The sequence below is a fragment of the Clostridioides sp. ZZV15-6598 genome (genome assembly GCF_020657705.1).
Classification (GTDB): Bacteria; Bacillota; Clostridia; order Peptostreptococcales; family Peptostreptococcaceae; genus Clostridioides; species Clostridioides difficile_F.
This window is the reverse complement of the sequence record NZ_JAGWCS010000050.1, coordinates 12599-27344: the sequence shown is the minus strand read 5'-3', so window position 1 is coordinate 27344 and position 14746 is coordinate 12599. Positions and strand designations below refer to the sequence as shown.

6 protein-coding genes are annotated in these 14746 nt (G+C 26.8%); all 6 read left to right on the top strand.

Features of this window, described 5'->3' with window-relative positions:
* Positions 1-120 precede the first annotated feature (120 nt).
* Entirely contained in the window at positions 121-2145 is a 2025-nt protein-coding gene (locus KGF50_RS11290) for an N-acetylmuramoyl-L-alanine amidase (protein ID WP_227848137.1), read from the top strand.
* Between the two features lie 257 nt (positions 2146-2402).
* Complete coding sequence (locus tag KGF50_RS11285; RefSeq protein WP_227848136.1) at positions 2403-4319, top strand: hypothetical protein; 1917 nt, start codon at positions 2403-2405, stop codon at positions 4317-4319.
* A complete protein-coding gene (locus KGF50_RS11280) occupies positions 4312-6531 on the top strand; it encodes an ATP-dependent helicase (RefSeq protein WP_227848135.1) in 2220 nt (739 codons plus the stop codon). Before KGF50_RS11285 ends, KGF50_RS11280 begins: the two co-directional genes overlap by 8 nt.
* 97 nt (positions 6532-6628) lie before the next feature.
* Positions 6629-7459 carry a PD-(D/E)XK nuclease family protein gene (locus KGF50_RS11275; protein ID WP_227848134.1) on the top strand — a complete coding sequence of 277 codons (831 nt, stop codon included), beginning with the start codon at positions 6629-6631 and terminating at the stop codon, positions 7457-7459.
* Positions 7449-10916 (top strand): helicase-exonuclease AddAB subunit AddB, encoded by a 3468-nt coding sequence (gene addB / locus KGF50_RS11270; protein WP_227848133.1) that lies wholly within the window; start codon positions 7449-7451, stop codon positions 10914-10916. The genes KGF50_RS11275 and addB overlap by 11 nt, the downstream gene beginning before the upstream one ends.
* The gene (addA, locus tag KGF50_RS11265; RefSeq protein WP_227848132.1) at positions 10916-14743 is read left to right on the top strand and encodes a helicase-exonuclease AddAB subunit AddA; all 3828 of its coding nucleotides are present in this window, start codon (positions 10916-10918) and stop codon (positions 14741-14743) included. Before addB ends, addA begins: the two co-directional genes overlap by 1 nt.
* Positions 14744-14746: the final 3 nt, after the last annotated feature.

Genomic DNA, 14746 nt, shown 5'->3' with positions numbered 1-14746 from the left:
ATAAATTTCTTGAAATTTTTTGGGAGATACACTTTGACATACGCTTTAAAAATATTTTTAACAGTAAGATAGGATAAAAAATAAATAAAATAGAAATTTGTGTTAAATAAGGAGATTAATATGAAAAAAAATGCAAGATTAATAACAACAGGAATTCTTTCAATGGCAATTGTTGCACCTACAATGGCATTTGCTACTGAGTCTAATGCCATGGAAAATAATGCTAACTTAAATATAAATTTGGAGAAAAAAAGTATAGTTTTAGGAAGTACATCAAAAGTAAGTGTTAAATTTAAAGAAAAACCAGATGCAGATAGCATTACATTAAAATATAAATGTTATGACATGCCACTAGATACAACTCTAAACTACAATCAATCGACTGGGTCATATGAAGGAACAATCAATTATAATAAAGACCCAGAATATCTAAATGTGTGGGAACTACAGGGTATAACAATAAATAGCACAACTAATCCTAAGACTTTAGACAGACAAGAATTAGAAAAGCTGGGATTAAATTTAAAAGACTACAATGTAACACAGGAATGTATAATTGAAGATATAACTTCAAGAAAAGATGTAAGTAAATATTTGAGAAAGACTTCTGCACCTATCACAGAACTTACAGGAAGTGATAGATATGAAACAGCAGTTAAAATAAGTAAGGAAGGATGGAAAAATGGTTCAGATAAGGTAGTTATAATAAATGGAGATGTAAGCATCGATGGTATTATATCAACTCCGCTAGCTACTACATATAATGCACCAATACTTTTGGTTGAAAAAAATAATGTACCTGATAGTGTAAAAGCAGAATTAAAACGTCTAAATCCTAAAGATATAATTATAATTGGAGATGAGAACTCTATTTCTAAAACTAGTGCTAATCAGATAAAATCAGCTGTAGATTCTAACCAAACACGTCTAAATGGTTCTAATAGATATGAGACATCTCTATTGATAGCAAAAGAAATAGATAAAAATCACGATTTAGATAAAGTGTATATAACAAATGGTAAGGATGGAGGAGAAATAGATGCACTTACTATAGCAGCAAAAGCAGGTCAGGATAAACAACCGATTATAGTTGCTGACAAAGATAGCATTACAAATATTACATATAAATGGCTGGAGAGTGAGGACTTACAAAGTGCTTATTTTATAGGTGGCCCTCAAATGATATCAACAAATGTTATCAATAAGGTAAATGATATAACTAAGGATAACGTTGCTAATAATAGAGTATATGGAGCAGATAGACATGAAACAAATGCAAATGTAATAAAAAAATTCTATACAGAAGATGAATTAGAAGCTGTTTTAGTAGCTAAATCAGATGTACTTGTTGATGCTTTAGCAGCAGGGCCATTAGCTGCTAGTTTAAAATCTCCAATACTTATAACGCCAAAGACATATGTATCTGCATATCATAAGGATAATTTAGAAGCTAAGTCTGCTAATAAAGTATATAAAATAGGAGGCGGATTGACTTCTAAGGTAATGAATTCTATAGCATCATCATTATCTAAGCATAATACAACACCAACAGACCCAGGAACTGGTAATGGAGCAAAGACAGTTATGATTGACCCAGGGCATGGTGGTTCAGCACCTGGAGTAGGTGGAGCATTTGGAGGAGCCCTTGAAAAAGATTATACTTTAAATACTTCACTTGCAACAACTGAATATTTACGTTCAAAAGGTATAAATGTAATTATGACTAGAGATACAGATAAAACCCTATCACTTGGAGGTAGAACTGCTCTATCTAATTCTCTGAAACCAGATTTATTTACAAGTATACATTATAATGGCTCTACTAATAAACAAGGTCGTGGTGTAGAAGTATTTTATAAGCTTAAAGATAAAAATGGTGGAACTACTAAAACTGTAGCTACAAACATATTAAATAGAATTTTAGAGAAGTTTAATCTTAAAAATAGAGGTATAAAAACAAAAGTACTTTCTGATGACTCTACAAAAGACTATTTATACGTTTTAAGAACTAATAATATGCCAGCTGTACTTGTAGAATGTGCATTTTTAGATAATGAGAGTGATATGAAGTTAGTAAATTCACCTGCGAAAGTAAAAGAAATGGGCACACAAATAGCCAAAGGAATAGAAGAATCATTAAAGTAATCAAAAATAAAGACATTTAGCATCTTAACATAAATTTATATTAATTTATATTTGTAAACTTATGTTAAACCAATAATATGAAAAATAAGTGTATCAATCGCAAAGACTATATATACATTGTTGCATATACAAATGCATAACAGTGTATATATGGTCTTTTTTGTAGTTAAATGCAATAATTTGATTGTATTTTGAAAAATGCACAATATGATATAATTAGATAATATACACTTAATTTAATTAAGGAAGGTGATTATGTGGAATATTTATTTAAAAAAAGCAGTCTAAAAAAAGATGAAAATGAATCCTTAGGTAAATATAAGGAATTATTAGATAGAACTGAAAATAACTCAAAAAGTATTATTTTATTAGTACCAAATAACAATACTAGAATAAGATATGAGAGGTCATTAGAATTAGATTATAGTGAAGAATTAAAAATAACAACATATATAGGATTTGTAAAAAAAGAATTATTAAAATACTGGGCACTTATAATAGAGAAATGTGAAGGAATACATAAAAAATCTATATCTCCAACATTTATATCAAATAGTTTGAGTGAATATTTGATAATTAAAAAAGTTAAGGAAAAAAGAGTGAAAGAAGGATATTTTGAAGATATCACAGGAACAAATAAATCAATCGCAAAAAGTATAATTACAAATATAAATAAGTCTGCATTTAATTTAATTGACTTTGATTTTATTGGAGAAAAAATATATTCATCAAAGAAAAATAGAAATAGTATATATAGATTTTCATATACTCAGATGGATGAAATTATATCATATTACATAAACATATTACTCTCAAATTCAATGTTAGATAATGCACTGAGTGTGTATCTATACAATAATTATCTTCTTAATGATGAATTTTATTTAAAAAACTTGTTTAAAGAATTGAGATATCTAGTAGTTGATAGTCTTGAAAATTCAAGTAATGCAGAAGTAGATTTTATTGAAAAGATATCAAGTGAAGTATTAGAAAGTTATATATTTTTTGATTTCAGCAAAGATTATTCTGTGTTTAACAATATTGACATGAATTATATAAATGAAAAGATAATATCTAAAATTAAATTTAAAGAAGACATTAACTTTAAAAAAAGTAATATAAAAATAGAAGATTTATATTTATTACCTTCAAGTATAGAATTAAATCAATCAAGTCAATTGTATAATGAAATGTTAGATTTAGTGAGTGAAAAAGTTATAACTCTTATAGAAAGTGGGATATCTCCAAAAGATATAGCAATTATATCACCTATAAACAACACAATATTGGAGTATCAAATTAGAGATTCTTTAAAAGAAAGAAATATAGATGTTTTTAACACTAAAAAAGATAAAAAAGCCATAGATTATCCATATGGAAATGCTCTAGTGGTTGCTACTTGCATATTTTATGGATATTTAGACTTTATAAAAGATGAAGAATATATAAGTTTTTTAGAGACTATTTTAGACATAAACAGAATAAAAGCATTTAAGACTTTTAAAGAAACAAGGTATTTAGAAGTTGATAAAATAGAAGGGTATAGTCAATATCGTGATATTTTACAGTATATTGAAGAAAAGAAGAAAAGCGACATAAAAATACATGAATTTTTAATTCAATTTTATATAGATAAAATGTTAAATTTAAAAGATGGTAAAAAGAATGTTGGTCTATGTAAACAAATAATAACTGAAAGTGAATCATTTAGTGAAAGTGCAAGTCTACTTGGATTGAAAGAAGAAAAGATTTTTATAGAAGCTTTAAAGACGACAATAAATGATTATTATTCTGTTATTGATATAGAAGAGCTAAAAGATAAAGATAAAATAGTAATAACAACTCCTTATTCATATATATCATCAAATATAGATAGAAGTGTTCAAATATGGGTAGATATAGGAAGTAATTCTTGGAATATGAAAATAGAAAAGGATATAAGTAATTTAATTGTACTTAGAAAATCTTTTGAAGAAAAAAAAATTTATACAAATGAAATGGAAGAGTACTACAAGAAATATTATCTATATAATACAATATATAATTTATTGTTAAGTGCAAAGAAAGTTTATGCATATAAGAGTGAATACACAATTAATGGCTATATTCAAGAAAGTATGCTATATAGTACACTTTTGAAACTCTCACATAAAGGAGATAAAATTTATGATTAATATAAATTATAGAGAAGACCAAATACCAATAATAAATTATGAGGATGGAACTATGGCAGTTCCAGCAGTCCCTGGGGCTGGTAAAACATTTATAATAACAAATTTAGTAGCTAAACTACTACTTGAACAGAAACATAAAGGTGGCAAAATATTAGTTCTTACATATATGAATAGTGCCGTAAATAATTTTAAAGGTAGAATAAAAAAAATACTTGAAGAAAACCAAATAGACGATATCAATTCATATGAAGTAATGACTATACATAGTTTAGCTGTAAAAATAATAAAGGAAAAACCCGAGATAGTAATGTTGAGTGAAGATTTTAATATAGCTGATGATTTGCAAAAGAGTATTATATTAAATGAGTGTATAAATAAATTTAGATTTGCTGGAGGAGAAAGAGCATTTAGATGGTTTCTAAAAGAGCAAAAAGATGAGAGGTGGAAAGAGATAACTCTTGAAGCTTGGGAGAGAGGTTTTTTTGAATTTGCAGGAAATGCTATAAGTGAACTTAAATACAAGGGAATTTCTCCAGATAAGCTTGAAGAGATACTATCTAGAGGACACAAGGGCATGCTTAAAGTGATTTTGCCAATATACAAATTGTATGATAGAAAATTAAAGCAAAATGGCTTATTGGATTATGATGATATATTAATTTTAGCAGAAAAAACTTTAAGTTTAGATGAAGGTCTTAGAAAAAAATTCCAAACTAGATATAAATATATTTTTGAAGATGAATGTCAAGATTCAAATGAAATACAAGGGAATATAATAAAAATTATATCGAATGAAAACAATAATTTAGTTAGAGTGGGAGATATAAATCAGAGTATAACAGGTACATTTTCATCATCAGACCCTAAGTTTTTTAAAGAATTTATAAAAAATGCAAAGTGTTGCTATAGGATGGATATGTCAAATAGAAGTTCAAAAGATATACTAGATTTAGCAAATACACTTGTAGAATATGTCACAAAAGAATTTAAACAAGAAGAATGCAGACATGCTCTTGAGGATATGCAAATAAAAACTGTTCCAACTGGAGTGGGATATAAAGAAAATCCTAATCCAGAGCATTATAATATAAATGTAAAATGGTATGATAGTTGGAAAAATGAAATAGAACAAACTGCTAAATATGTTAAAGGGATAAAAAATAAATATCCAGATAAGAGTATAGGTATACTAGTTCCATTTAATGAACAAGTTACACAAGTTGCTAAGGAACTTAGAGAGTATAGTCTAACATTTGAAGAATTGGGTCCAAATTCTTTAAGTAAAAGGAAGGTTATAAATAACATAGCTTCTATTATAGATTTTATACTAAACTGCGATGATATAGAAAAGTTAATAACCGTACTTGATAAGGTTTTTATAAATACAGATAATGAAATAGAAGAAAAGAATTTTTTAGACGGATTAAAAAACTATACGACAGAAGAAATTATATATGATTTTAAATTTAATAAAGATAAATTTAAATCACTAGAAATTAATGAGGAAAGCGATATATATGCAAGTTTTAAAGATGGTATAGATATTATAAAACAGATATTAGAATACCCAATAATAAGGTTAGACCTGCTGATACTATTTATTGGTAAAAAGCTCAACTTAGAAAAAGAGGATAAAGCTGTATTAGATTATATATCTTTTTATATAAAGTATTTAGTTTCGGAAAATATATATATGGACTTAGAAGATGTTTACAATGTGCTATTTGATGTTAAAAATAAGGTATTTAATCACATAATAGATGTAGTTTATGAGATAAATGGATATGAGCCAGAACCTGGTAGTATAACACTATGTAATTATCATAAATCAAAGGGGATGGAATGGGATTGTGTGTTTTTATTAGGCCTTGTTGAATATAATTTCCCTGACAATATTACTCAGAAATTTCAGAGTGATAAATGGTACTTAAAAGAAAAATACAAAAATCCAATGGCTATTATTAAGTCAGAAATTGAAGCTATATTAAAAGGTAGTATTTCAACTGATTACGCTTATCAAACTAAAATTGATTCTATAAATGAGAAGATTAGACTCTTATATGTAGGAATCACTAGAGCAAAGGAGATGTTAGTACTTTCAGGAAGTGCTTATAGAGATGAAAATGATATAGGGAATAAAAGAAAAGAACAGAATCCATGTGTCTATTTAAGAAGGCTGAATCGACATATTATTGAGAAAAGGTCAAATTAGAATATAATGAGTTAAGTTGATATATTGATGAAAGAAAGCTAAATTAATAGATAATAAATAGTTATTAAAAAATAAAGTTAAGAAAGAAGTGATATGATTGAATGATAAATTAAAATATTTTTCTTATAGTCAAAATTCAATTAACACATATAAGTCATGCCCACTAAAATTTAAGTATAAGTATATTGATAAAATAAATTGGAAAAATGATGATATAGGTAGTAGAGAGTATTATGATAGTTTAAAAACTGGAAGAGACTTTCATTTAATTTGTGAAAGATACTTTAGTAATATACCACTTGGAATCTATTTTAATGAAGATGATAAAAATAGTAAAAGATTTTTAAAATGGATTGAGAATATAAAAAAAATTGTCCCCATCGAAAAAGAAAAAATATATTTACCAGAATATGAAGTAAGGATGAATTTAAATGGGGACATATTACAAGCAAAGTATGATTTAATTGTAATTGGAAAAGGCAATATAGAGGTATGGGACTGGAAAACTGAGTCTAAAAAGATTAACTATAAAAATGTAGAAAGTAGGATTCAAACAATAGTTTATATGTTTTTGGCAAAAGAAGTTATACCAAAAGTTTTAAAAATAGAAGTAAATGTTAAAGATATAAGTATGAAATATTACCAACCTGAATTTGATGATTTGCCAGTTACCATCTCATATGATGAAGAAAAACATGAGATGAATAGAAATAAAATTCAAAACTATATAAACATGATAAAAAGTACAAATTATGAAGAACATACATACGAACATAATCTATACAATGATATAGAAAAGGTATATAATAAAGAAGAACGTATGTGCTATAGAAATAAAAGTCATTGTAAGTATTGTGAATTTAATAAATTATGCAATGACAAAGAAATAGATTATAGTATTTTGGAGGCGGAAATTTATGGGACTTAGGTTTATATTAGGTAGATGTGGAAGTGGAAAATCTACATATATATTAGATGAAATTAAAAAAGAATCTCAAAAAAATGAAATGACATCTGTTATACTTTTAGTTCCAGAACAGTATACATTTGAGGCTGAAAATAGAATAAGTAAACTATTTTTAGGAAGAGAAAAGGACAAGTATTTAAGAGTTAGAGTACTTAGTTTTAAAACACTGAGTAATATAGTTTTTTCTCAAACAGGAGGATTAACAGATGTAAATATAAATTCTAGTGGGAAAGCAATGATGGTGTATCGAGCGATAGAAGATGTAAGTGAAGAGTTAAATGTATTTTCAAAATCAAAGTCACAATCTGGTTTTGTAAGTTCAATTACAGATATGATATCAGAAATGAAACAGTACAATATAAGTCCTGAAATGTTAGAAAACATATCTGGAGAATTAGAAAATGAGACATTAAGTTTAAAATTAAAAGATATAAGTAAGATATATAATTCCTTTGAAGGAAAATTACATGAAAATTATATAGATGCTCAAGATATGTTGACTTCATTATCAAGCAAAATAGAATTGAGTAACTATTTAGAAGGAGCTTATGTTTATATAGATGAGTTTACAGGTTTTACACCAAATCAATACAATGTTATAAAAAGTATATTAAATAAAGCTAAAGATGTTAATATATCTTTGACTGTAGATAATGTTAATTATATTGGATATAGCAAAGCAGATGTGTTTTCTAGAACTAAATTTACTTACTCAAAATTAACTCAATTATGTAATGAAGAAGGAATAAAAATATTACCACAAGTAAATTTGAATACAGGTGTTATAAAAAGATTTGAAGGAATTCAAGAATTACAACATTTAGAAAAATTTTATAATGCTTATCCATATAAAACATATATAAACCCAACTAAAAATATAAAAATAAAAGAATTTAATAATCTGTATTCAGAGGTAGAAGAAATAGCTAAAGAAATTGTACATTTGGTTAGAGACAAGAATGTTAGATATAGAGATATAACTCTTGCTACAAGAGACTTAAATAGATATGATTTTTTGGTACATTCTATATTTAATGAGTACAATATACCTAACTTTATAGATAAAAAGAGAGAAGCAAAAAGTAATCCAATAGTTATCTTGATTATTTCAGCTTTAGAAATGAAAAACAGACGATATGGATATGAAACTATGTTTAGGTATTTAAAGAGCGGTCTTATAGGAATTGACAATGATGATATAAATTTGCTAGAAAATTATGTACTATCCAATGGAATTAAAGGTAAGAAATGGTTTGATGAAAAGTGGGATTATAGAATAACACAAAGTCTTTCGAATGAAGAAAATGAGTTTGAGTTAGAATTAAAAGATAAAATAAATGAAATAAAAAATAGAGTATTAGAGCCAATAATAAATTTACAAGAAAAACTAAAAGGAAAAAACAGAGTAAAAGAAATTTGTAAATATATATATGAGTTTTTACTAGATATAAGTATGCCAGAAACAATAGAGAGTTTAATAGTAAATTTTAAGGATAAAGGAGAACTTGACGTTGCCAATCAGTATTCACAAGTTTGGGATATAGTAGTAGATGTTTTAGACCAAATGGTGGAACTTATGGGTGAAGAAATAATATCCTTAGAAAAATTTATAAAATTAATAACCCTTGGATTTGATGAGTATGAGTTAGGGCTAGTTCCTCCTAGTATAGACCAAGTACTTGTAAGTAGTGTGGATAGAATGAAAAATCCAAATACAAAGTACTTATACTTAATAGGAACTACTGATGGTGTATTTCCTTTAATTACAAAAGATAGTGGAATATTAAGTGATAATGATAGGGAGAGTCTTGGGAATAAAGGCATTGAAGTTGACATAGATAGTAAAACTAGAAGTTTTGAAGAACAATTTTTAGTATACAAAGCTCTTACTTCAACATCTGAAAATTTAATTATAACATATCCTATATCTGACCATGAGGGTAAGACGCTTAGACCTTCAATAATTATATCAAGATTAAAGAAGATATTCCCAAATATAGAAAATAAAAGTTATTTGATAGAAGAAGATAAAAGAACTAATGAAGATATACTTAAAAAAATAACTGTAAAATCACCCACATTTAATGAACTTATAAGTGTAATAAAAAATTACGATAGTGATGAGTACAGCAAAGAAGAAATTAATAGTATCTGGTTAGATATATATAGATACTATCTAAAGGATGAAATGTATAGCTCTATAACAAAAAAAGTTATAAAAGGTCTTAGTTATACTAATCAAGTTCATAGGATTGAAGAGAAAAAAATAAGGTCATTATATAAAAGTAATTCTCTTAGTGTGTCTAGGCTTGAAAAATATGCAGAGTGTCCATTTGCTTATTTTATACAATATGGTCTTAAAGCTAGAAAGCGTAAAGAGTATTCATTTACACCACCAGATTTAGGAACCTTTGTTCATAATATTTTAGATAGATTTTCGAAAGAACTATCACAAGATAATTTATTGTGGAAAGATATTGATGAAGAATATATAGAATTAAAGGTAGGTATTATAGTTGATGAAATAATCTCAAAGATACCAGGATATATATTAAATAGTTCTGAAAGATATAAATATCTTGCATATAGATTAAAGAATATGCTGACAACAGCTATAAATATAATTAGCCAACAGATAAAACAAGGTTCATTTGAACCTGTAGATTATGAAGTTAAATTTGGTAAGGACGGTAAATACCCTCCTATAAAAATAGTTTTGAACAATGGAGAAGAAGTAAATTTAATTGGTCAAATAGATAGAGTAGATGAATTTGAAGAAGGTGAAAACAAATATATAAGAATAGTAGATTATAAATCAGGTAATAAAGCTATAAGTTTAACAGAAATATACTATGGTCTACAATTACAATTACTTGTGTATCTTGATGCAATCCTTGAAAGTGTAAAAGAAGAAGATATAAATTTAAATCCAGCAGCAATATTATATTGTAGAATAAATAATCCAATAGCAAAGTTTAATGAAGATAAAGATGATACTGAAATTCAAGAAGCTATACTAAAAGAACTTAGAATGAAGGGGCTTGTGGTAAAGGATTCTCATATAATAAAAGAGATGGATAAATCATTAATAGATGGAGAAAGAAAAAACTCCTTAGTAATACCAGTAGGTCTTACAAAGGATGGAAATGTAGGTAAAAGTACATCTACAGTAAGTTATGAGGATTTTAGATTACTTAGAAAATATGTAAAACATGCTATAAAGGATTTATGTGAAGAAATGTTAAGTGGTGAAATAAAGATATCTCCATATAAACATAAAGAAGGAACATCATGTGATTTTTGTGATTACTCAGCGATATGTCAATTTGATTCAACTATGAAAGATAATAAATATAAAATTTTAAATAATAAGAGCAATGAAGAGATAATAAAAATGATGGAAGGAGATGTTGATTAATGAGTTCTCCTAAATGGACAAAAGAGCAAACAGAAGTTATAGAAAGTAGAGACTGTAATTTACTTGTTGCAGCAGCTGCTGGGTCGGGAAAAACAGCAGTACTAGTTGAACGTATAATTCAAATGATAACAAGTAGAGAAAACCCAATTGATATAGATAAATTATTAGTAGTTACATTTACTAATGCGGCTGCATCAGAAATGAGAGAGAGAATAGGTGACGCTATAGGAAAAGCATTAGATGAAAATCCAGAAAATAAGCACTTACAAAATCAACTTGTTTTATTAAATAAATCAAGTATTACAACAATACACTCATTTTGTTTAGATGTTATAAAATCGAACTTTCATAGAATAAATCTAGACCCTAATTTTAGAATAGGAGACCAAACTGAATGTGCCATTTTGAAACAAGAGGCAATTGAAGAAGTATTTGAAAAATTATATGAAGAAAGAGATGAGGGATTCTTAAATTTAGTTGAAAGTTATGCAGAAAGAGGAGGAGATAAAGAAGTTCAGGATATTATTCTAGGAATATATTCATTTGCAATGGCTTCTCCTGAGCCTAAAAAATGGCTTATTGATTCAGCAGAGAGATTTAACATTGATGAGGACTTTGATTTTTCAGAATCTATTTGGGCTAGAGCTATATTAGATACTGTAAAAATAGAAATTGATGGAATTTGTTCAAATATGGAAAAGGCCTTAAAAGAAGTTAAGTCAATAGAAGAGCTAGAAACTTTTACAGAGAAGCTGTCGATTGAATATAAGAGAGTAGTCGATATTTCAGAAGCCTGTAATAAATCATGGAATGATGCACATAAGAAGATGTCAAACATGTCTTTTGAAAACTATGTAAAAGGTATAAAAAGGATACCAAAAGATGCTCCTTCATATATAAAAGAGTCAAAAGAAAAAGCAAAAGTAATAAGAGACAAAACTAAAAAATCTTTAGAAAGTATAATAAATGCTACATTTAATAAAGATAAAGAATCTATTAAAGATGAAATTAAATATCTTTATAATATAGTTAAACCAATATCTAATATTGTTCTGAGATTTGAAGAAGAATACAGCGATAAAAAAAGTGAAAAAGGAATAATAGATTTTAATGATATAGAGCATTTTGCCTTAAATATACTTACGAATGTAGATGAGAACGGAAATATCATCCCTTCTGATATAGCTATAGGGTATAGAGATAATTTCTATGAAATATTTATAGATGAATATCAAGATAGCAATCTTGTACAAGAAGTATTGCTTAAAAGTGTAACAAACATAAAGACTCCAAACAGATTTATGGTTGGAGATGTAAAGCAGAGTATATATAGATTTAGACAAGCAAAACCAGAGTTGTTTTTACAAAAGTACAATAACTATAAAGATGAAAAAGGCAGTTCTCATAGAAAAATAATGCTTTATAAAAACTTTAGAAGTAGGGAAGAAATTGTGGACTCTGTAAATTATATATTTGAAAATATAATGAATGAGAATATAGGAGAAATTGAATATACAGAAAAAGAAAGACTTAACCTGGGAGCAGACTTTAAGTTAGATGTAGATGAGAACTCTATTGTTGGTGGAGCAACAGAAATACATCTTATACAAAAAAATACTAAAACTGGTAATGATATTATAAACAATAAAGATAATAACGCTAATAATGAAGAAAATGAAGCAGAAGAAGATGAAGAACTGGACAATATACAACTTGAAGCTAGAATGGTTGGAAAGATTATTAAGGATTTAATGAAAGCTAATGAAGATGGAAAGATTCAAAAAGTTTATGATAAAGGAATTGATGCCTATAGACCTGTGGAATTTAAGGATATAGTGATTCTTTTAAGAGCTACATCTGCATGGGCACCTGTGTTTGCAGATGAGTTGATGAATATGGATATACCTACTTATGCTGATACTGGAGTTGGATATTTTGATACAATTGAAATAAAAACAATACTATCATTACTTCAGATAATAGATAATCCAATGCAAGATATACCTCTTATAGCAGTTTTAAAGTCACCTATATTTGGATTTACACCAGAGGATTTAATTGATATTAGAATTCAAAATAAAGATAAAACTTTTTATGAAGTTTTAGAAAGTACATCAGAGTATGATGAATTTGCAGATTTACAGGATGAAAATAAATCGGATTTTGTACCAAGTGAAGAATGTATAAATAAAAGTAAAGACTTTCTGATTAAACTAAAGGAATTTAAAGAAAAATCAATGTATATGAGTACAGATGAATTTATATGGTATTTATATACAAAAACTGGATATTATGCTTATGTCGGAGCATTACCAGGTGGAAGTCAAAGACAAGCCAACTTGAAAGTACTTTTTGAGAGAGCAAAACAATTTGAAGAGACTAGCTTTAAGGGAATATTCAACTTTGTAAATTTTATAGAGAAATTAAAAAAATCTAGTTCTGATATGGGTAGTGCAAAAACACTTGGAGAAAATGCAAATGTTGTTAGAATAATGAGTATCCATAAGAGTAAAGGTCTAGAATTTCCAATAGTTATATGTTCTGCTATGGGAAAAAACTTCAATACTCAAGATTTTAAAAAGAGTATTTTATATCATCATAATTTAGGATATGGACCTCAGTTTGTTGACTATGAGAGAAGAATTTCTTTTCCAAGTATAGCTAAAGAAGCATTAAAAAGCAAAATAAATATAGAAAATTTATCAGAAGAGATGAGAGTTTTATATGTTGCATTTACAAGAGCAAAAGAGAAGTTGATTATAACCGGTTCTACTAGAAATGTACAAGATAGCATGAGAAAATGGACCAATGGAATTGAAAATTTAGATACAATATCACAATATGAAATACTAAAAAGTAAGAATTTCTTAGACTGGATAATGCCTTGTGTATTAAAACATAAAGACTTATCTAATTTATTGGAAGATATGGGGTTAGATGTGCCATTTAATGTTGAACATAATTCGAAATGGTATGGAAAGTTATGGAATAAAGATGATATTTTAATACAAAAGAAAAATGATGAAGAAAAAGAAAGTATTGAAGAAATTCTTGAAAAAATAGATGTAGATGAGCCTGACAGCGATTATTATACTGAAATAGAAGAAAAGTTAAACTATATATACCCATATGAATTTAGTACAAAAAAACCTGCTAGTATATCTGTTACAGAAATAAAAAAGATACAAAATAATTATGAAGAAGAGTTGATAAATACTATATTTGAACAAAAAGTAACCTTAAAAAAACCTCTATTTATTCAAAATGATGAAGAAAAAGAAAAAATAAATGGAGCAGAAAGAGGTACAATAATTCATTTAGTGATGGAAGTTTTAGATTTAAAGAAGGTAAACGACATAAGTGATATAAAGATGCAAATAAAAAGTTTTATTTCAAAGGGGATAATCACAGAAAAGCAAGCTAGTATAGTAAATCCTTATAAAATATATAAATTTTTTACATCTAACATAGGAAAAAGGATGTTAAATGCTGAACTTATAAATAGAGAAAAAGCAATTTATGCACAAGTAAATATGAAAGATATATATATTTATGAAGAATTGATAAAAAATGATGATAAGAAAATTTATGACAAAGAAAGTGTCATGTTAAGAGGTATAGTTGATGCTTATTTTGAAGAAGATAACCAGATAATTTTAGTAGATTATAAAACAGATTTTGTAAATGAGGAAAATATAAATCAGATAATAGAGAAATATAAAAAACAATTAGACTTATATGCAGATGTTATTGAAACTTTAACTGGAAAATCAGTAAAAGAAAAATGTATATATTTATTTGGAGTTGATGAGGCTGTTTGTTATTAATTA